Annotated in this window: 27 protein-coding genes; 21 read left to right on the top strand and 6 right to left on the bottom strand. The window is 55.8% G+C overall.

Features of this window, described 5'->3' with window-relative positions:
• Positions 1-134 precede the first annotated feature (134 nt).
• The 19 genes from H8F21_RS16065 (at position 135) to H8F21_RS15975 (ending at position 8,433) form a co-directional block, all read left to right on the top strand.
• Positions 135-605: a tyrosine-type recombinase/integrase gene (locus tag H8F21_RS16065; protein WP_328824496.1), complete on the top strand. Its 471-nt coding sequence runs from the start codon at positions 135-137 to the stop codon at positions 603-605.
• 74 nt (positions 606-679) lie between these two features.
• Positions 680-940 (top strand): AbrB/MazE/SpoVT family DNA-binding domain-containing protein, encoded by a 261-nt coding sequence (locus H8F21_RS16060; RefSeq protein WP_203584989.1) that lies wholly within the window; start codon positions 680-682, stop codon positions 938-940.
• A complete protein-coding gene (locus H8F21_RS16055; protein ID WP_203584988.1) occupies positions 937-1,284 on the top strand; it encodes a type II toxin-antitoxin system ChpB family toxin in 348 nt (115 codons plus the stop codon). The genes H8F21_RS16060 and H8F21_RS16055 overlap by 4 nt, the downstream gene beginning before the upstream one ends.
• 11 nt (positions 1,285-1,295) lie before the next feature.
• Positions 1,296-1,586: a hypothetical protein gene (locus H8F21_RS16050; protein ID WP_203584987.1), complete on the top strand. Its 291-nt coding sequence runs from the start codon at positions 1,296-1,298 to the stop codon at positions 1,584-1,586.
• A gap of 92 nt (positions 1,587-1,678) precedes the next feature.
• A complete protein-coding gene (locus tag H8F21_RS16045) occupies positions 1,679-1,984 on the top strand; it encodes a hypothetical protein (RefSeq protein ID WP_203584986.1) in 306 nt (101 codons plus the stop codon).
• A gap of 113 nt (positions 1,985-2,097) precedes the next feature.
• Positions 2,098-2,250 carry a hypothetical protein gene (locus H8F21_RS16040; protein ID WP_203584985.1) on the top strand — a complete coding sequence of 51 codons (153 nt, stop codon included), beginning with the start codon at positions 2,098-2,100 and terminating at the stop codon, positions 2,248-2,250.
• 616 nt (positions 2,251-2,866) lie between these two features.
• Positions 2,867-3,556, top strand: coding sequence for a glyoxalase superfamily protein (locus tag H8F21_RS16035; protein WP_203584984.1), 690 nt, complete (start codon positions 2,867-2,869; stop codon positions 3,554-3,556).
• A gap of 56 nt (positions 3,557-3,612) precedes the next feature.
• On the top strand, positions 3,613-4,431 hold the full coding sequence (locus H8F21_RS16030) for a hypothetical protein (RefSeq protein WP_203584983.1): 819 nt from the start codon (positions 3,613-3,615) through the stop codon (positions 4,429-4,431).
• Positions 4,432-4,452: 21 nt separating this feature from the next.
• Positions 4,453-4,644 carry a hypothetical protein gene (locus tag H8F21_RS16025; protein WP_203584982.1) on the top strand — a complete coding sequence of 64 codons (192 nt, stop codon included), beginning with the start codon at positions 4,453-4,455 and terminating at the stop codon, positions 4,642-4,644.
• Positions 4,645-4,693: 49 nt separating this feature from the next.
• Complete coding sequence (locus H8F21_RS16020; RefSeq protein WP_203584981.1) at positions 4,694-5,281, top strand: hypothetical protein; 588 nt, start codon at positions 4,694-4,696, stop codon at positions 5,279-5,281.
• Between the two features lie 32 nt (positions 5,282-5,313).
• On the top strand, positions 5,314-5,604 hold the full coding sequence (locus H8F21_RS16015) for a hypothetical protein (RefSeq protein ID WP_203584980.1): 291 nt from the start codon (positions 5,314-5,316) through the stop codon (positions 5,602-5,604).
• A 398-nt stretch (positions 5,605-6,002) separates the two neighbouring features.
• The gene (locus H8F21_RS16010) at positions 6,003-6,383 is read left to right on the top strand and encodes a hypothetical protein (RefSeq protein WP_203584979.1); all 381 of its coding nucleotides are present in this window, start codon (positions 6,003-6,005) and stop codon (positions 6,381-6,383) included.
• Positions 6,384-6,397: 14 nt separating this feature from the next.
• Positions 6,398-6,718 (top strand): hypothetical protein, encoded by a 321-nt coding sequence (locus tag H8F21_RS16005; RefSeq protein ID WP_203584978.1) that lies wholly within the window; start codon positions 6,398-6,400, stop codon positions 6,716-6,718.
• Positions 6,719-6,736: 18 nt separating this feature from the next.
• Positions 6,737-7,105, top strand: a complete 369-nt coding sequence (locus H8F21_RS16000; protein WP_203584977.1) for a hypothetical protein — start codon at positions 6,737-6,739, stop codon at positions 7,103-7,105.
• A 10-nt stretch (positions 7,106-7,115) separates the two neighbouring features.
• On the top strand, positions 7,116-7,259 hold the full coding sequence (locus H8F21_RS15995; RefSeq protein ID WP_177030287.1) for a hypothetical protein: 144 nt from the start codon (positions 7,116-7,118) through the stop codon (positions 7,257-7,259).
• Positions 7,260-7,270: 11 nt separating this feature from the next.
• Complete coding sequence (locus H8F21_RS15990) at positions 7,271-7,498, top strand: hypothetical protein (RefSeq protein WP_203584976.1); 228 nt, start codon at positions 7,271-7,273, stop codon at positions 7,496-7,498.
• Between the two features lie 8 nt (positions 7,499-7,506).
• Positions 7,507-7,749: a hypothetical protein gene (locus H8F21_RS15985; protein ID WP_203584975.1), complete on the top strand. Its 243-nt coding sequence runs from the start codon at positions 7,507-7,509 to the stop codon at positions 7,747-7,749.
• A gap of 10 nt (positions 7,750-7,759) precedes the next feature.
• Positions 7,760-8,002: a hypothetical protein gene (locus H8F21_RS15980; protein ID WP_203584974.1), complete on the top strand. Its 243-nt coding sequence runs from the start codon at positions 7,760-7,762 to the stop codon at positions 8,000-8,002.
• Between the two features lie 191 nt (positions 8,003-8,193).
• The gene (locus H8F21_RS15975; RefSeq protein WP_203584973.1) at positions 8,194-8,433 is read left to right on the top strand and encodes a hypothetical protein; all 240 of its coding nucleotides are present in this window, start codon (positions 8,194-8,196) and stop codon (positions 8,431-8,433) included.
• A gap of 164 nt (positions 8,434-8,597) precedes the next feature.
• On the opposite strand, the gene H8F21_RS15970 is transcribed toward H8F21_RS15975, so the two are convergent.
• From H8F21_RS15970 to H8F21_RS15955, 4 genes are all read right to left on the bottom strand, one after another.
• Positions 8,598-8,981, bottom strand: coding sequence for a hypothetical protein (locus tag H8F21_RS15970; RefSeq protein WP_203584972.1), 384 nt, complete (start codon positions 8,979-8,981; stop codon positions 8,598-8,600).
• 86 nt (positions 8,982-9,067) lie between these two features.
• Positions 9,068-9,445: a hypothetical protein gene (locus H8F21_RS15965; protein WP_203584971.1), complete on the bottom strand. Its 378-nt coding sequence runs from the start codon at positions 9,443-9,445 to the stop codon at positions 9,068-9,070.
• Between the two features lie 354 nt (positions 9,446-9,799).
• Positions 9,800-10,135, bottom strand: coding sequence for a hypothetical protein (locus H8F21_RS15960; protein WP_236043062.1), 336 nt, complete (start codon positions 10,133-10,135; stop codon positions 9,800-9,802).
• A gap of 199 nt (positions 10,136-10,334) precedes the next feature.
• On the bottom strand, positions 10,335-10,910 hold the full coding sequence (locus H8F21_RS15955; RefSeq protein WP_203584970.1) for an Arc family DNA-binding protein: 576 nt from the start codon (positions 10,908-10,910) through the stop codon (positions 10,335-10,337).
• 561 nt (positions 10,911-11,471) lie between these two features.
• Here H8F21_RS15955 and H8F21_RS15950 point away from each other — a divergent pair.
• Both H8F21_RS15950 and H8F21_RS15945 read left to right on the top strand, forming a co-directional pair.
• On the top strand, positions 11,472-12,497 hold the full coding sequence (locus H8F21_RS15950; RefSeq protein WP_203584969.1) for a DNA-binding protein: 1,026 nt from the start codon (positions 11,472-11,474) through the stop codon (positions 12,495-12,497).
• A gap of 293 nt (positions 12,498-12,790) precedes the next feature.
• The gene (locus H8F21_RS15945; RefSeq protein WP_203584968.1) at positions 12,791-13,960 is read left to right on the top strand and encodes a hypothetical protein; all 1,170 of its coding nucleotides are present in this window, start codon (positions 12,791-12,793) and stop codon (positions 13,958-13,960) included.
• A gap of 832 nt (positions 13,961-14,792) precedes the next feature.
• Here the strand turns inward: H8F21_RS15945 and H8F21_RS15940 are convergent.
• Both H8F21_RS15940 and H8F21_RS15935 read right to left on the bottom strand, forming a co-directional pair.
• Positions 14,793-16,055: a tyrosine-type recombinase/integrase gene (locus tag H8F21_RS15940; RefSeq protein ID WP_236043061.1), complete on the bottom strand. Its 1,263-nt coding sequence runs from the start codon at positions 16,053-16,055 to the stop codon at positions 14,793-14,795.
• Positions 16,055-16,927, bottom strand: coding sequence for a prepilin peptidase (locus H8F21_RS15935; protein ID WP_203584967.1), 873 nt, complete (start codon positions 16,925-16,927; stop codon positions 16,055-16,057). Before H8F21_RS15935 ends, H8F21_RS15940 begins: the two co-directional genes overlap by 1 nt.
• Positions 16,928-17,023: the final 96 nt, after the last annotated feature.

The following is a 17,023-nucleotide window of genomic DNA, read 5'->3' as shown; positions in this document are numbered from 1 at the left end:
GATCCGCGTTGCATCCGTCACTGGGCGCATGCCTGAACGTGACGTGCTTCTGCTTTGGGTAACCCACACACACTGAACTTGCCCAGGTTGAAATAGCCGATGTCCTATACCCGAGCGGCGCCGTTCGCCCGGAGGTGTACTTGTCATCGGCTATCACAAAGGGATCCCGTGCCCGGAACATATACCTCACGCACCCGAAGTGCCTTGAGGCGCTAGAGTGCTGGTTTCAGGTGCGGTTGCGCCGTCGCTGGGGTTGTACCGGCGCCGTCGAATACCGAGGCCTGCGCCCAGGCTCAAAGCTCATTACCACGCACAAAGGGCAGGCCTTTGAACTGGCGTTCAAGCATCGCGAGTTGGAGAGCGGGCCGAAGGTGTACAGGGCTTGTGATTCGCTCCAGCAGACCATCAGCAGGCTCTACCGGCAGGCCGGTATCAAGCAGGGATCGTCGCACAGCGGCAGACGCTCACTTGCGGCAAAGGTGCTGGCAGCTACTGGTGACGTTGAGACGGTGCAAATGATTCTTGGGCACTCCGACGCTGGACCATTCCCGTACCTGTCAGTTGATCAAGCCACTATTCGGCGCTCTTTTGAGCTGGCATTGTAGATACTATGTTTATACATAGCGCTTGCACTTGGCACGTCTCGTATCTACAATGTTTAAACGTTCAGGAGGTGTTTATGGAAGTCAAAATTCAGCAATGGGGCAACAGTGCGGCCATCCGCCTGCCGTCTACCGTACTCAAGCAAATGAGTCTGGCCAGCGGCGACGTGCTGCTGCTCAATGTCGATGCGGCTGCCGAAGCCATGACGCTCAAGCCCGCGAAGGTTAAACCGCGTTACCAATTGGCCGACCTGATGGCGCAGTGCGATTTGAACGCGGCGGAGCCTGCCGAATTGGCCGCGTGGAACTCAATGCCAGCAGTTGGGCGTGAAGTGTGAGGCGGACCAAATTCAACCGAGGCGACATTGTTCGCCTGAACTTGAACCCTACCGCTGGCCGTGAGCAGCAGGGCGATTTTCGTCCGGCGCTGATCATTTCGCCTGCGGCCTTCAATGTTTCAGGCTTGGTCCTGATTGCGCCCATCACCCAAGGCGGCGACTTTGCCCGCTATGCCGGGTTTGCCGTGCCGCTGAGCGGTTCAGGCACCGAGACGCAGGGCGTTGTGCTGTGTAATCAGATCCGCACCGTTGACCTTGAGGCCCGAGGCGCCAAGCGCGTGGAGTCTGTCCCCGAGGTGGTGATGGACGATGTACTGGCCCGCATCCAAGTGCTGATTGAGTAAGGGAAAATCACATGAGTGAAAATCAACGCGACCTCCTTGTGCGTGGTGGAATCTACCTTTTGGCTGGCCTGCTTTGCGCCGCCATCTTTTATGGGTGCTGGCACTACGTTGGGTCGCGCATCAGTTTGGACTTCCCTGCCAACACCTTGGGCGGCTCACTGGAGTTTCCAATCCAATTGGCTTGTACCGTGCTGCTTTCGATGTTGGTAGGCATGATGTTTATGGGGCTAACGCTGATTCTGCCGCGCCATATCCGCCGTAAACGGTTCTGGCGTCGGAAGCATGCTGAAAGCGCCAATTAATCAAGGAAAGCTCCCCGCAATGCCCAAGCCCCGCACCTGTGGGGCTGAGGCCGTAGAGGACACCGCGTTGGCGAAGATAAGGACAGATAAACATGATTCCCGTAGGCGTAATCAGCGGTCTGCGATTCACCCAGGAACATCCATACGTGACCGGCGTTGTCATAGCTGTACTGCTTGCCCTGGCCATTCTCGCTGCCAGCCGTAGCCGCCGTAGCCCACAGCGCAAAAACGCCTTGCGTGCCGTGTCTCTCGCTTTGGTGATCGGCGCAGCAGGGTTCTTTTCTTGGGCCTACAACACTCGTAGCCCAGGCTTGGCCGAACAGGTAACGAAACTTGCCGAGCAGGTATCTGCTCAGCAGGCTGCAAAGTCCGATGCGGTTGAACCAGGGGCCAAGTAGTTCAGGGAAAACGCCCAGGTACACCACAAGCCCAGCCGTCAAACCGCTGGGCCGATGACGTAAGAGAGGCGCGCTTTCGCGTCCAGGATCGAGCAGGAAAGAAGGACACAGACATGCCACCAGTGACAAACGAAATGGTTTACGCGGGGATGAAAGAAGCCGTCCAGCGAGGTTTGCTGCCCAAGGGCGGTAGCCAAGAAGAAAGCATCAAGAACTTCGAAGCTATGAAAGCAATTTTGCAGGCCGCGCTAAACGCTGCCGCGTGATAGGAAATCGCCCTGCCCCACCAGCCCGCCCAGTCGCGGGCTTTGGCAGTACCAGGGCGCGCTTTTCGCGTCCGCGAAACGTAAAGGTCCCAAGCTATGACTACCCGTACTTGCACTGTCGAGTCCCCAGTCGAGATCACAATTAGTGGTGATTCGACGTATCCGTCTGAGCATGTATTGCGTGAGGCCATGCGGCGCTCGCCGGAACGTGTTGTTTTCATCGGGGAAAATGCGGACAGCCCCGAAAGCAAAGCCGAATTCATTGCCTCGATTGAGGCTCAGGTGAACAAGCCTGAGTAGCACGGAAAACGCCAGGTACGCCCAAGCCCAGCCATGCGCTGGGCCGAGGCCGTAGAGGACACCGCATCGGCGTCCGCCCAATTAAGGAAGGAGCCCTGGCCTCGCTGAGGGGCCTACTGAGGCAGAAGTGTAATTCGGAATGGTGACCCCATCCCCAATTACATTTCAACAAGGTCGCCCACAGCCTGTCGTCCTCACCGGAAACGGTACGGTGAATGTGGGAAGTGACGAAGCTCGTTGGCAACCCGTTGCCGGGCATCGAGAACGAGGACTCCGAAACACATTATGTGCCTGGCTCAAATGGAAATAAGTGCCAATGACTACTGATACTCTCAAGCCTCGTGCAAAGCGCCTTCGGGCAGCTGTAGCCCATATGTTTAATGTACCGGTCACCCACTCACAGGCCTTAGAACTGGTGGCCAAGGAAGAGAATTATCCAAACTGGGACGCCGCCTGTGCCTGCATAGGTCATTCATCGCTCAACAGCCCCTCTACGTTGGAGTTCAGTATTAAGGTGACAGCCCAGCGCGATCAAAAGCCCGAAGTGGCTTCGATTTTTGGGCAATCCGAAGCTGTTTCCCGTGAATTGGTCCGCTTGCTGGATCTGACTGATAGCCGTGGGGCTCTGCTGTTAATTGCCGGAGCCACATGGCAAGGCAAAACGACAACTGCCAATGTGGTTATGAATGAAATGTCGCGTGCTGAAGACCCGTTTCAGCTGATTGACGACTTAAGGGATGGAGCGGATGTGTTCCAGGCAGTCGCCTTGGCACTGGCCGGTGTGAAGGTAGTAGCCACTATTAACGCAACGAGCATAGAGCGCCTTCGTGTTTTGTTGCGCTATCACGGCGTTGGCGAGGTGCTTCTTGATCGGCTCTTAGCCGAAGGCCGGGCTCTCTTCGTACTGCAGGAGCTGGTTTGGGCCGACGCAACCTGGCGGCAGAATTCACTACGGATCAGGCAAAGTGAGGTACAAGCCGCCATTCAAGCAGGTTCGCACCAGTAGTACATCTCAGCCCGGCGTTAGCCGGGCACTCTCAAGATTGAGGAAAAACAACGGCCATGGACACCTTTGAACGTGAAATGACAGCAGATTTTGATCGTCTTGATGCGCTGTTCAATGAAGATTCATCAATGGTGCAGGGAAGCGCTGTCAGCGCCCTGACGCTTGAGTATCCGGGTTTAGCTGTCGTGGCCTCTAGATCGCCTGCAACACGCAGACCGGTATTGGCATCAATCATTGAGAAGGCGCTAACCGCTACTGATGATGCAGCGAAAGAAAGCGTCATTGTCTTTGCGAATGCTACCAAGCAACTTTTGATGCGGGAGGTCATTGCAGTGGCAAGTGGTGTGGCGTTCACCGCACTCGACAATGCCAACTTGGCCGATGAAGATTGGCCTAAGCTTTCCCACGGCGCAAACCTCCTTTGCCGGTTGGCCGGAATCGAAGAACAACCAAGTGAGAGCGACGACGCTGGGCACCTTAAAGCGAAGTCGCGCATTCAGTGGAGTGGCAACCCTGTTGCAGTCGCTGACGTGCTAAGAGCGCTTTCAGAATGCGGGGACGGCTCTACAGTCATCATCGAAAATGCTCATCTTTTGCATGGAGCAGATCGTGTAAGCGCGGCGCTTTCTGACTTACGTAATTGCGCCGCTGCAACCGGCAATTTTTTGTATCTAGGCGTCGGCTTGTCTCATTGGCCGGATGTTCGTAAGTCAAATAATCGAGAGCTTTTTCTGACGGACTTGCCCGAGGCTTACGCTGATATGGTCAATATTGCTGACAAAATATTACTGCTTGCGCCTAGCTCTGAAGGAGCCGAGGTGACGATTTTCGACCCTCGTTATGTTGAGGCATGGCGCGGCCCATTGGAATTCTGAAAGCTTGTAGGAAATCGAAACATGAGCGCGAATGGCAGCAACGATGGTAAAGCGGCACTCCTGATCGAGGCGCTGGAAGCGATCATCAAGCAGTACCAGAATCCCAACATTTCGCATGTGGACTATCGAGTTCACGCATGTAGGAGCGCTGAGCAGGCCCTGGCTGATTACAGGTCTGTGAACCCTGTTCAAACCGCAAGCACTGCTGAGTAGGAAAAATCGGCTCCAGCAGTTATCGGTGCCCAGAATTGGAGGATAAGAAATGACATCTGTGTCGTTAGAAAGCTATGTGTTCGATCTAGTCCAAAAGCGTGCAGTTTCTAAATTGGTTCACTTCAACGTAAAGAGTGAGCTGCACACAGCTGCCCGGATGATGTCGGCTGCCGGAAGATGGACAGACGACCTTCGCGTTCTTGTCCAAACAGCGAAACCGTGCAAAACAAAACGTAGCTACGTTCGGATGGTTCACGGTGTCCCATCGCCGCGAATGTTTGCCGGACGCGCAATTCACCACCCTGAAATCCCAGCAAAAGATTTGATCTATTTCTTTGCCGGGCGCGGACTCGATTCCCTGCTGGTAGATGCGATGCCTGATCTAAGTTCACGTGATGACCTCGCTACATGGTTAACGTCGTTCAGCACGACCCGATTCGAAAGCCAGTTAGTCAACGCTTTAGTCGCGCTGTTTGATACGCCGATGTATCAAAGAAATGCTGAAAGCGTTGGAGCCCACCTAATGCTGAAACAGATCGCGCTGATTGGTGCAAAGATTGATAGGTTGGCATGGATGACTGGCCAGCACTCAATGACACTCGCAAACGCGGCACCTGTGTGGCGTCCCCAGGTGTGAACCAGTAAGCCCAGATAGAACGGAAAACACCGATGAGCATCGTTACCACTGACCCAATGGGTCGCCTGCTGCGAGTAACTGCGGCGCTGTGCTTTATCTTTGGCGGCATCGCACTGACTGAGTATTTCAGCCTATTCCGGGCATTTGGCGTCATGTGTGCCGCTCTGTCACCAGTCGTTTTCGCCTACGGCTATTTCTTCCGTAACCCGTGGGGTATTCGGGTCGGAACGAGCCTACTCATCACTGGCGTTATCTTCTGGTTCATCAACGCAGACATGGGCTGGCAGGATCGTTACTGCATTCTGTCCCCGCTTGGCTGCTGAACAGTTCAAAGAAAGCGCTCTTGCAGAACAATGATTCCAACGCTGCTATCGCCCCTGTGACGCATGCGGCTTCATCGCATCGCTCCTTTTTAGCGCTGTCGTTTGGGCGTGGATGTTCGGATTTTTCGAATTGTCCCCCAGCGACCTTGTTGGATCACCTTTCATGGTTGGTACGCTGGTGAAGTGGAGTCGGCCTGGAATTCTGGCCATTCCCGCATTACTGAGCGTTCTAGTCCCGATTTATGCAGCGCTTCGCATGCAGGGTAAGGGGCTTCCGTGGGAAACCACGAAGCGATAGGAAAAGTCGCTCAGCTGCACCTCAAGCCCTGGCCTAAGAAACCGGGGCCGAGCACGTAGAAGGGACGCCATTTTGCGTCCGCGAAAATAGGACGGCGACAATGAAGTCGAAAGTTGAAAAACAAGTGTGGTGCATCGCCATTACCTTCGTAGACGAAGAGAACAACGGTTTTGTGACCCTTGGCGGCGCTGGCTGGGAGTCTCAGGTCGAATGGGAGGCGCAATGGTCAGCTATGCCGGTGGCCGAGCTGGGCAATGCAGATCCGGCAATGTTGATCGCTGACAAGCTCGATGTGGGCGGGGACTTGATCGATGAGAAGCGCATTTCTGCCGACACTGCCGAGCGTCTGCTCGGTCGTCCGCTTGATGAGCTGATTGCTGAAGGCCGAGCGAAAACACCGTTCACCATGGGCCAGTTGCTCGACCGCGACCCGGAGTTGGCAGCGAAATTTCGTAGCCACCGGAAACCAGCGGCAAGTTGAGGGAAAACGCCGCCATGGCCTGCAAGAAGCGCAAAGCCCCGTGGATCGACCGCCGTTGCTGCGACTGGGATACCTTTCTGTGCAGCCTGACGGCCGCTGCGGAGCGGCAGCAGTTTCCTTTACTGCTGGTGAACTGGTGCGAGGCTCGCCGGTTCTGGCGGCAGTACAGTTGCACTGGCGCAGAGGTGATCCGCATGCAGCGGGCTCGGGAAATGAACGATGCGCTGTCCAACGGATATGGCGATCCGCCCGCGAGCCGCCGTAGCCAGGGCGGCGGCGGTGGGCCTGTGAGCCCCGTAAAGCCGTCGCCAATCAAGCCAGTGATCTTGGCGTAACTGTTCAAGGAAAGGATGATGTCCAGACTAATCGCGTTCTCCACCGCCGAACTTTTAGAGATCGAGCAGGCGTTGGAACCAGCAGTCAGCGATAGCCCAGAATTCCAGGCTGCGATTGACAGCGCATTCTTCAAAGTCGGTCTTGCTTTGGAGCGCCCTTGGGCTCTCCAGCAGGAACAGGCGGCTATCAAAACCGTAGCTGGCCGTCTTAATAAAAAACTGAACGATGTTCGCCACAGAATCGACTCCATGAGCTTGGATCAATGGCTGGGTTGGGTGGATGAACTTGACGCTGAAGAGCGGGTCGAGTTTTCGCGGAAGTACCACAGCAAAACCGCGCTCTACCACTTGTTCAGGCTGCGTCCCGATTCTGGTCGCGATAAGTAGGAATACGAACATGCGATATGTGCTCAGCGTTGCCCGCCATTACCTGACTGGAAAACTCACGGGAAAACACGCGGCCTATGCCCTTCGCGAACGCCCGGTGGCCGTGGCCAGCAAGGGCAAAACTTGGGTCATCGACCCTGACTTCAAAGGTTGAGGAAAACGACGATGGCCACGCATTTTGATCCCTACCCGGATGACGATGAAGCCGAGCAGGCGCCTTGCGGCACTTGGCTCGGGGAAGCCAGCAAAGGCACCAGCAACTGGGCGCACGTCGATTGCGGCTTGTGCCAAAAAATGAAAGCCAAGATCAACGCCGCGCACGAAGCAAGCGAAGCCGCCATCGTCGATCAAATGGGCGATATGGCGGCGTATATGCGCGCCTCAGCGACGTAGGAAACGTGATGGCCAACAAGCTCAGTGAACCGATGCAGGAAGTGTTGCGTAAGCTCGGCAAGGGCTGGGGTTGGGATGACTTTGGCGTCCATGGTCCGTTGTCCCACGCCTCACGGGTTCGCACCTGTGAGGCGCTGTTGAAGCGCGGGCTAGTGGCTTACGCGTGCGGTGACTATGACCTGACCCAGGCCGGTGAGGCCCTGGCAAAACAGCTCAACGACCAGGCCGCAGCTGCCAGCCTGGCTACTTAGGAAATCGACAATGAGACTGCCAATTGGGCTGTTAATGCTGGCTATATCGTCTTCTGCCATTGCGGCAGGTCAAGACGCACCGGGGACCATCTTCCACAGCGCCTTGCAGGTGGTACTGGTGCTCTTTGGCTTAGCAGCTGCTTTAGTTGCGGCGCGCTGGATGTATAGCTGGAACCATTGTCGCAAAACCACTCGTGCCGCCACCAAAGCGGTCAAGGAGCGTGTTGCCCGTGGTCAGAAGCCCTATTGCTGATGCAAAGAAAATCGCACCTGTTACACCCAAGCCCCGGCATAAAACCGGGGCCGAGGCCGTAGAGGCGGGTGCGATTTTCGCTCCCCAGGATCGAGCAGGAAAATTCCAGGTGATGCCCAAGCCCAGCCATCGAGCTGGGCAGCGGTAGTAGACGGGCGCCCATTTTCGCGCCCACGAATTCAGGGGTTGGGATGAAGCAGTTAAAAGCAGACATCACCGCTTTGCGTGTTGACTTCGATGTTGATGTTTTCAAGGTAGATTCGGGTGTGTATGTATTGGCCCAGGATCGACCACACCAACGAGGCTTTCTGAATTTCGTCAGTCCCGCGTACTCGACAAGACGCGCCTTGCTGGACTACTGCATAACCAATTGTGACGATGTTCTGCGCTCCCTCTATCCAGACTATCCGGTCGATCAGCCGGGTGAGTAAAGCCTTAGACCTCAGCCAATTAAGCCACTTCGAGACGATCACGTTTGGTCAGCCGCCGGCATATCAGAGGCCCGCCAAACCCACTGCAAAATTTCGACCGGGCAATCATCAGCCCGGTCGGCACTGCGGCAAGTGGCCAATACAGTTCGCTAGGTGATTCCTGGTCAACTAGTCAGGCGGTTGAAAGCATCCTTAACAGCCTCGGTGGTGAACTTGTAACGTTGACCCGATTCCAAGGTCACAGTCCATGGGTACTTTGGGCGTCGCGCATAGTAACCAGACAGAGTGAAGTGGCCGTAATGCTCCGAGAACAGTTTAGCGGCCGGATCGAAGCCATTTACACGGCACATCTCCTCGAGTAGTACCCGCTCAGGGCTCTTTCCACCCGGGATTCGCACCTTCAGCTGAACCGTGAGTTCACTTCCTGAGAAGCTACCGCTCCCGACCTCAAGGTCGTATCCAATGTTGAGATCAGCAAGGGCCGCCCTAAGGGTTGCCCCAGCAGCATTTGCAGTAGTGCGATCGAAGGTTGGGGTAGGGGTCGACATGGTGAGGCTCCGTAATGATTGAGGAGCCATTACACTTGGCTGTGACACGTGCCAGAACCATCCTGGCCACTTGATGTAGTCGAAGGTTAGGCCTGGCTGCGAAATTTTCGGAAGCTTTTGAGGGCTGCGAGCACGCGCTCGGATACTGAAGGCCCACGAATGGCTCTATTGCAGAGCTCCTCCACAAAAGCGACATAAGCAATTTGCGCCGCTGCCTGTTTGGACTGTCCATCAGCTAGGACTTCAATAGGCCGGCTCAACTTTCCGCCGCGACCTACCATCCCTATTGTTGCCTTGTTTGACGTCAGCGTTGTAGTCAGGGAAAACACAAAAGCGGGGGTCTGGAGCATGCTGAGCTGGTTGACTAGATGCGCACATTGTTCGGCGTGGTTGGCCAAGCGTGGCAGCGCCCATTTGAGGTATTCCTTAGCCTCGGGCGTCCCTGCTAGGAGGGCTGCTTTCATGGATATTGTCGTGACTGCTTTACATTCCGATGCCTGGTCACCTACGCAACTCAGATCTGCAGGATCCTGGTTTTGATGCGGGGCGCCACTCCCTCTTGAACCTCGGCGCGTCCTACCTTTCCCAGCTACAGTGCCTGGAACGGTTTCAGCGCCGACCTCATACATTGAAGCGGCAGGGGATGGGGCTTCTGACATTTTGCTGATCCTTGAAGGAGACTTTGCACCGGCCGTGAACAGCCTTTGCGATCCCCGCCCAGCTGACACCTTGTCGACCAGGAGAGGACGGGGTTTAATTTTCTGGCCGGGCCCTAAGGCTACGCGCAGTGCATGGACACACGCTCGGCCGGAGCACGCTCAGCACTGAATCGGCGAATTCGCGACAGACTCGTTGTCGATAACACCGTGCAGCGAATAGAAGTCATGGTCCGCCCACGCATCGCACAGCGTCGACGCTAAACCGGTAATGGCCACCATGAATGCGGTGCAGTCTTCTTCACTGAAAGCGTTCTGGCTCCCGGGCTCTCTTGCATAATGCCGGAAGGCATCGCGATCACTTGCAGCTACCTCTGCAGTAACCACACCAGACACGCTGCCAATAAGCGTCATGTATCTCCAGTGTGCATGCTCAAGTGCATGCAGTTCAGCTGGGGTTGCGGCGCCAAGAACCGCACGTAGTTCTTCCGGATTCATCATTGCCTCTTGTTCCACTTCCCGCACCCCGGGGCCTATAGCCTCGCGGGATGCAACATTCATCGGACCAGCCGACAGGAGAGAGGCTAATCTGATAGGTTTGAAATGCAACCCAAACCCGGTCTCCGAATTCCGATGAGCGGTGTATGCCCGCGGAGGCCTGGCGCGTCAAAAATTGTCATGGCTTCCAGGGGCAGCATTAAGGGGCCAATTGGTCATATGGAAACGATAACTCCTGGCCTTCATAGCTAAACGTTGGCGAATCTTGCTGGCTCCTCATGCGCATGATCCCGGGAATGGTCTGCAGACGGATCCCGGCCCGGGGAATCTGATCCTCATTCTGAAGAACGAGAAGCAGCGTCTTTCCGCCCTGGAAGGCACGCCACTCCAAATCAGCGATGTTGTTTTGCAGGCTAATTGCTGACCATTGGCCCACTTCATCGATTGCAACACAGTCCGTGCTCTCCCATTGGATGCTTGCGGAGAGATGCTCGCCATACAGCCTTGGGGACGCCACTACCATCCGATCACCAAGCTGATGAGCGATTTCTGCTACCAGAGTAGTTTTGCCAATCCCGGTTGGGCCAACCAACAGCAGTACAGTCGGCCTCGCTGCATTGCGATGAGGAGTAGGCCGGGTATCTTTGAAGCTTTCCTCCAGGCGGTGATTGACCTCTGCAGTCACGCTCCGCGAATGGCTCCGAGCAGATCTCTCCAGCTTAACCTTCAAGCTATGCGTGATCCGGTGGTTTACCTGGGGGTCAGAACGGCCCATGTTAAGCGCTTCCTATTCAGCTGACATTCTGTCGAATCGGGGATCGTCAGTGCGGCGTCCGTAGGTGCCGTGACATCGTAACTGGGGTCCGCTAAGACTCAGCCTCTCCCTATAGCGCGGAATCTATCATGCTACGACTAGATCAACGGCTAGGCCGCACTTTTCAACGTCGACTATTGTTATACGGTCATTGGCCGCGACTGGACTTCCTGCCCGGGTGCCGGCTCTCCACTCCACCCAGAACCGTATCGTGATACAGCCAATACGCCACGGCTGAATCCACGGGCACTGACCCGGATTCGGCTCGTTACCTGCCTGAAATTTCGAACTTTACCTCCGAGAACAGCTGAATAGCGGTTTTCCGGGGTTCCCCACGCCTTTTTAAATAACACACAGAATAATGTGCCCTTATTGCGTGTGTCTTTTCCGTCTATTTGGAACGTTATATCGATGCTGAATATCACTGTTACGCATACCGTAACGGTGCTACGATAACTCACCCAAAACGCAACCTTCAAATGCACTAATTTGGGGTGTTGTCAATAGCCTAAGTGAGCCTTTATGAGCCGTGACGTTGCCACCAAAGAGACTGTCCGAAACGCCCGTCGCGTCCTGCTAGATAGCGGCAAAACCCCAACCCAACGCAGCGTCCAGGCCATTACTGGTGGGTCCATGACAACTGTCGGTGCGCTGATGCGGGAGTTGGACCAGGAGGAGATGGCCCTGGGAGGGCCTGGCGGGAAGATCCAGGAAAAGCTTGGGGCTCTGGTAATGGAGCTGCACCGCGAGCTGCAGCAGCAGGCTGAGGAGACCGTGGCAAAAGGCAATGCGGCAGCCCAACTCAAAATCGGTACCGCGGAAGCGAACCTAGAAGCCGTCCAGCAAGACTACGAGAAGCTACGGGATCAACTGGTTGAGGCCGAGCGACAGATTTCCCAGCTGACGGCTGCGCACGCCGAGGCTGTAACAAAGCTGAACGAGGCGCAGCTGGAAATGGCTATTCAGGCGTCCACACTCCTCGCCGCAAACAAAGCAAGTGCGCTACAAGACCGAAGAATGGAAGCGCTTGAGCATAAAGCGGCCACTGCAGAGCGGGCGCTCACCGCATACCAAGGTGTCACGGCAGATGCACGGCGCAGGGACCAGGAGTCGTTCAATAATGCTCTTGACCGGCTTGGTACCGAACTGGCCCAGGCCAAAGCCCAGCTGTCGACCGCAACTTCAGAGCGCGCCGAAACGACTGCACTCAATTTGGTACTGAATCGCGACGCAGAACGACTGTCAGCAGAGGTGCGCCAGCTCAGCAATGAAACCCACGAACTCAAGGCAGACCTACGGAATGCTGAGTCGCAGCTTGAATTGTCCCGCGGCGCAGAAACCACACAGAAGCTTGCAACGGCGGCAGCCGAGGGGCAGATTAGCCTACTAAATTCACAGCTTGAAGAATGCACCATTGCACGTACGGCAGCTGGCACTAAAATAAGAGAGCTCGATATTCAAAACCTTGCATTGAAAAACGAAGTGCAGGGGCTTGTAGCCCAAAACGATGCTCTCAAAAAGGGGGCGAACGGAGATAAGCAGGCATGAAGGTACAGTGGTCTCCCGAAGATCTGATTACATTGGAGCAGTGCGTCCCCCTGCAGGGGATCCAGGGCGCGGCTCTGCGCACGAGACATACGCTGAGGGAGACTTACGCCCAGGCCATCGCCACCGGCGTCTACACGCCACCAAACGGCGTTGGCCCATGGCCGCGTAGAAGTGCCAAGGGAGCAGCCTGGCCCGCCGCCGATGAACGGATATTGAGGCAAGAGTTCACAGGACCTGACTCAGTACCTTACATAGCGAGCCTGCTTGATAGATCCCCTCACGACGTTGAGGCGATGACCATAACCCTTGGCCTTTCACAGCAGGCCGGCGCGTTAAGATCAACCACCAAGGCTCAACAAAAGGTGCCGCCTTTAACGCCACTGCCTGTCGCCAGATCAGCGAGTGCCAGAGCCCCGGCACGACCTACTAACGCCATCACCAAGGCGGCGTCTGCACCTACACCTGCACCTGCTAATGCGCCCAGTAGAGTTGCCCAAGACGACGTGCTCACACTTGAGCCTTTCATATCGCCAGACAAAACGACGACGATCGAGCTTGGGAAATCAGCTGCCAGTTTCAACCAGGAAGCGGATTCACTCTACCTAACGCCAATAGAGGAACTCCTGACGCCGCTGCCTACGCCGACGCCGTCGCGCCGCGTGAAATGGACCCCAAGCAAAGATGCGTATCTCAAAAAGCACTACCACACGAAGCCGGTAGCTGAGATCGCCGAAGCTGTGGGCATGAGCTACTACCAGACTACCAGCCGAGCACGCCGCCTCAAGATTTCGAACACCCTCAGCAGCTGGTCGAGAGAGGAAACGATATTCCTCCTCGAGCACATCCAGACTGACCCATTGCCATGGGTGGCGAAGCAACTGGGGAGAACAATGGCGGCTGTGAGCCTAAGGCCAAAGCAACTGGGTATCTTCCCGGGCTGGACCGGCCATGACGACCAGGTGCTCCTGCAGAACATTGACAAGCTGTCCCATCAAGAAATCGGCAAGCTGATCTCACGGCCGGCGTACGCCGTCGACAAGCGCATCCGATTCCTAACCAATCATGACTTTGAGTTCTCAAGATCGGGGCTGAGCAGGTTGTTCGCAGCCAAAGGCAAAGAATGGGTTGATGGCTTGATCTACCTACCAGTGCGCCCGGCCGAGGTCGGCAAGCGCAAGTGGTCGAAGTCTGAGATCGAGTTTCTCAAGGCAAACTACCCTAAAAAAGGCTCTATCTGGTGCGCGGCCCAGCTTGGCATGACAGCCGAGCGAATCCGCCACAAGGCCCAAACACTGGGTGTCAAATCGGCGAAAATTACCAAGACATGGACAGCCGAGGAAGACCAGTGGTTGCTGGACAATGTCCACATACTCGACAGGATGAAGTGCGCCAGGCATCTCAAGCGGACCAAGAGTGCAGTTTCGGTGCGGGCTTCGGTTCTCGGGGCCTTCAAGAACCGGTGATGAACGATCGGGGGCAGATCACCTGAGTGCTCAGGCACTCGGGTAATTGCCTATCGTCATACAGGTAGGCAAGCTACCGCGCAGTCTGTGCCTGGTACCGTAGCCAAAACCCTATTCCCAAAGCCCAATCCGAGTCGACTATGAACCTCGTAGAACCCACCATACCTCTCGCTCTCACTCCGTTACTTGGCGTTGTACTGTTGGCCACTTGCTTCTGCCTGGCGCTCAGGTCCGCCTACCGCCTTTGGGTTTTCAGAATGATCGACCGGGAGGGCTATCACACCCCTGAGCTGCAAGAATTTCACCTGCAGGAAAGGGCACGTGAAAGGGGTAAGGTGTTCACCCAAACCCGAACTCAGGGGGTGTGGTGCGCAACATGGCTACTCGCAGCGGGTAGCATCGGCTGGCTACTTCTTCCACTTCTGAGCACAGGGTCCTAAATCAGTGCAGCGCACACTTGGTAATTTGTTCAAAGGCACCACGTTGCTTGTTTTACTATGGGGCGGTCTAGCCACCGCGGAGCGCGTGTATTGGGTAAAGAGCTCGACATACCCGACGGTGCTTTCCCGCAGCGTCACGGTCACAGAAGAAATGGGGACCAGCGACAGAGGGTACGCAGGACTTTGCCCGGGCACGTATGCGACTCTTGAGGATAAGAGCAACGGCCATTTCGTGAGATGCGGCTTCGCTTGGATGCCTGGGTCTGTCTACCTGATCGAAAACTATGACCAACTGAGTGACTGGATGTGGGAAGAGGTCAAGGCAGGTCGCTGAATAGCTGGCCTGCCTTCGTAGGTGAGAGGGCAATCGATTGAGATGCCCCATCCATTTATCACCGGCCGCGAATACTTCCTCTGTTGCTCGCAGCACGCTCCTCATTGATCACGTTGTAGTAGATGTCCTGGGTGGTCGATAAGCTCTCGTGACCCAGGTCCATCTGCAAATGCTTTGAATCCCGATGCTTGGCGTCGAAGGTGGCACCTGTATGCCGCAACCAGTGCAGGGTGACCTCCATCAGTTCCTGACATTCCTCCTCCTTGCGACCTTCAGCCTTCATCCGTGCTCGAGCACGATCGAACACGGGCTGCACAATGTTCCGGATCTGACGCGCGGTGATACCGCTCCGGCCATGAACTGTGGCTAGCAGAGGCGTGTCCTCACCCTTATACGGCAATGGGGACAGGTTCAAGCTTTCACGGTAACGCTTGAGGTAAGGAATGAAGTCATCTTTAACGGTGATGTCCCGCTCCTTGTTTCCCTTGCCAACGACGTCAAACCACCAGGAGTCACCGCGCCTTTCGAAGGAGCCCATGGTCGGCTGCCAGTTGTCTCTGCCTGCAAGGTCACTAACCCGAAGGTACATCGCAAAAAGGGCTACAACGATGAAGAGCGTACGCTCGTGCTTCGGATCCTCGTCGGCCATGGCTTCTGCCTCACCAACGAGATAGTCCCACTGCAGCGTGGTAAGAGCTTTGGGGCGGCGCTTGAGCCTGGTCTCTTTAATCCGTTTGATGGACTTGAATGGGTTAGCGATGTCGACCCCATCCTGGAGCAGGAAATCGTAGAACGAGCAGCAAACGGAGTAGATGAGCTGCTCACTCCCCGCGGAAGGCTTCTTGCTCACAACTGGCTTGGTGTCATGCTCAGTCGCCCGCTTTCGATCAGCCTTGGTCACCTTGACTCCGAAAGGCCTCCACCGTTCGTTGAACGCCAGGCGGCCTTCCTTTTGGGTAAACCGGCGCATTGCGGCCGCACCGACCCAGTCGGCCGGCGGCGATTTGTTGAATGCGAGGAATGCCTCAGCATCGGTACGTACCAGATCAAGCACCGACTTCCCCTGGAAGATCCAACTCCAAAGTATCAAACGCTCCAGATAACCACGGTAGTTCTTGAAGGTGGAAGGCGACGCACTGTAAGACTTCAAGAAGCGCCGGGCATGACGCAGGTCAGCTTCGACATTGATCTCACCAGAGAAGGATGCCAAGTAATCCACTAGGTCTGGGCGTTCGGCACGGTAGACCGACAGCTCCTCAAGCATTGCTTCAGCAGAGTCAAATAAAGGGCGAGGAGGGGTTTTCTGGGTTCGAGTGCTCATTAGAAAATTGCTCCAATGTTGACGCCGGATACATGACTGTAAAGCGCGTAGAGTTCATCTTCGTAAAACAAGGCCATCAGGCCGCCGACTATGATGAATGGGCCGAATGGGTAGGGCGTACCGCGCGCTCGCACGGCTATTGTGCCGATGATAGCCCCTGAGACTGCTGAAAGCAGAAGGATTATTGGCAAAGCTTGCCAGCCTAGCCATGCACCAAAGAGTGCCATCAACTTAAAGTCGCCATTTCCCATGCCTTGGCGGCCTCTTAAGAGTGCGAATACCCCTGCCGGCAGTGCCAACAGCAGGTATCCGGCCACAGCCCCGATGAAACCATCCTGAAGGGACGTGAAGACACCGAGGTAAGCCGCCGTCAGCCCGATCCAGATACCCGGCATCACAATGGCATCAGGCAGCAGCATTTCATCCAGGTCGATGAGGAACAGTGCAATCGCCCCCCAGATCATGACAATTGCAAACGCTGCCTGCAGGCCGAATCCGAAGTGCCAGGCAGTGGCAAAGGTCAGCGCGGCTGCTGACAACTCCACAAGGGGATAACGTATTGAGATGCGCGAGTAGCAACCAGAGCATTTGGCCCGTAGCACCAGCCAACTGATCACAGGAATGTTCTCCCAGGGCCTGATTGCGTGACCACAGCATGGGCACCGGGAATTTGGAACTGCAAGATTGAACGTCGACTCATCATTGAGCGGCAGTTCCAAGGCTTCCCGCGCATCCTGGAGCCACGCTCGCTTCATCATCTCAGGCAGCCGATAAACCACCACGTTGAGAAAGCTCCCAACCAACAGGCCAACAATGCCGGCGATGGTGGCGAAAGCCACAGGGTAATACTTGAGCAGTTCCAGAGTAGCCAACAAGGGTCACCATTCATAGCTAAAGGAGGGCAGGGGTCGCTACCGTTTGATAGACCGATTTTACCCCCGTACGCCCACAGTGACCCGCCAAAACAC

The sequence above is a fragment of the Pseudomonas arcuscaelestis genome (assembly GCF_016881005.1).
Lineage (GTDB): Bacteria > Pseudomonadota > Gammaproteobacteria > Pseudomonadales > Pseudomonadaceae > Aquipseudomonas > Aquipseudomonas arcuscaelestis.
The sequence above is the reverse complement of the archived record's forward strand: the minus strand, read 5'-3'. Positions and strand labels throughout refer to the sequence as shown.

Coding starts and splice junctions, on each gene's coding strand:
- H8F21_RS16025 (WP_203584982.1), top strand. CDS start 4,453: ATGAGCGCGAATGGCAGCAACGATGGTAAAGCGGCACTCCTGATCGAG.
- H8F21_RS16030 (WP_203584983.1), top strand. CDS start 3,613: ATGGACACCTTTGAACGTGAAATGACAGCAGATTTTGATCGTCTTGAT.
- H8F21_RS16050 (WP_203584987.1), top strand. CDS start 1,296: ATGAGTGAAAATCAACGCGACCTCCTTGTGCGTGGTGGAATCTACCTT.
- H8F21_RS15990 (WP_203584976.1), top strand. CDS start 7,271: ATGGCCACGCATTTTGATCCCTACCCGGATGACGATGAAGCCGAGCAG.
- H8F21_RS16015 (WP_203584980.1), top strand. CDS start 5,314: ATGAGCATCGTTACCACTGACCCAATGGGTCGCCTGCTGCGAGTAACT.
- H8F21_RS16000 (WP_203584977.1), top strand. CDS start 6,737: ATGTCCAGACTAATCGCGTTCTCCACCGCCGAACTTTTAGAGATCGAG.
- H8F21_RS16005 (WP_203584978.1), top strand. CDS start 6,398: ATGGCCTGCAAGAAGCGCAAAGCCCCGTGGATCGACCGCCGTTGCTGC.
- H8F21_RS15955 (WP_203584970.1), bottom strand. CDS start 10,910: ATGGGCCGTTCTGACCCCCAGGTAAACCACCGGATCACGCATAGCTTG.
- H8F21_RS16040 (WP_203584985.1), top strand. CDS start 2,098: ATGCCACCAGTGACAAACGAAATGGTTTACGCGGGGATGAAAGAAGCC.
- H8F21_RS16020 (WP_203584981.1), top strand. CDS start 4,694: ATGACATCTGTGTCGTTAGAAAGCTATGTGTTCGATCTAGTCCAAAAG.
- H8F21_RS15965 (WP_203584971.1), bottom strand. CDS start 9,445: ATGAAAGCAGCCCTCCTAGCAGGGACGCCCGAGGCTAAGGAATACCTC.
- H8F21_RS15975 (WP_203584973.1), top strand. CDS start 8,194: ATGAAGCAGTTAAAAGCAGACATCACCGCTTTGCGTGTTGACTTCGAT.
- H8F21_RS15970 (WP_203584972.1), bottom strand. CDS start 8,981: ATGTCGACCCCTACCCCAACCTTCGATCGCACTACTGCAAATGCTGCT.
- H8F21_RS16035 (WP_203584984.1), top strand. CDS start 2,867: ATGACTACTGATACTCTCAAGCCTCGTGCAAAGCGCCTTCGGGCAGCT.
- H8F21_RS16060 (WP_203584989.1), top strand. CDS start 680: ATGGAAGTCAAAATTCAGCAATGGGGCAACAGTGCGGCCATCCGCCTG.
- H8F21_RS15980 (WP_203584974.1), top strand. CDS start 7,760: ATGAGACTGCCAATTGGGCTGTTAATGCTGGCTATATCGTCTTCTGCC.
- H8F21_RS15960 (WP_236043062.1), bottom strand. CDS start 10,135: ATGAATCCGGAAGAACTACGTGCGGTTCTTGGCGCCGCAACCCCAGCT.
- H8F21_RS16045 (WP_203584986.1), top strand. CDS start 1,679: ATGATTCCCGTAGGCGTAATCAGCGGTCTGCGATTCACCCAGGAACAT.
- H8F21_RS16010 (WP_203584979.1), top strand. CDS start 6,003: ATGAAGTCGAAAGTTGAAAAACAAGTGTGGTGCATCGCCATTACCTTC.
- H8F21_RS15950 (WP_203584969.1), top strand. CDS start 11,472: ATGAGCCGTGACGTTGCCACCAAAGAGACTGTCCGAAACGCCCGTCGC.
- H8F21_RS15940 (WP_236043061.1), bottom strand. CDS start 16,055: ATGAGCACTCGAACCCAGAAAACCCCTCCTCGCCCTTTATTTGACTCT.
- H8F21_RS15945 (WP_203584968.1), top strand. CDS start 12,791: ATGACCATAACCCTTGGCCTTTCACAGCAGGCCGGCGCGTTAAGATCA.
- H8F21_RS15995 (WP_177030287.1), top strand. CDS start 7,116: ATGCGATATGTGCTCAGCGTTGCCCGCCATTACCTGACTGGAAAACTC.
- H8F21_RS15985 (WP_203584975.1), top strand. CDS start 7,507: ATGGCCAACAAGCTCAGTGAACCGATGCAGGAAGTGTTGCGTAAGCTC.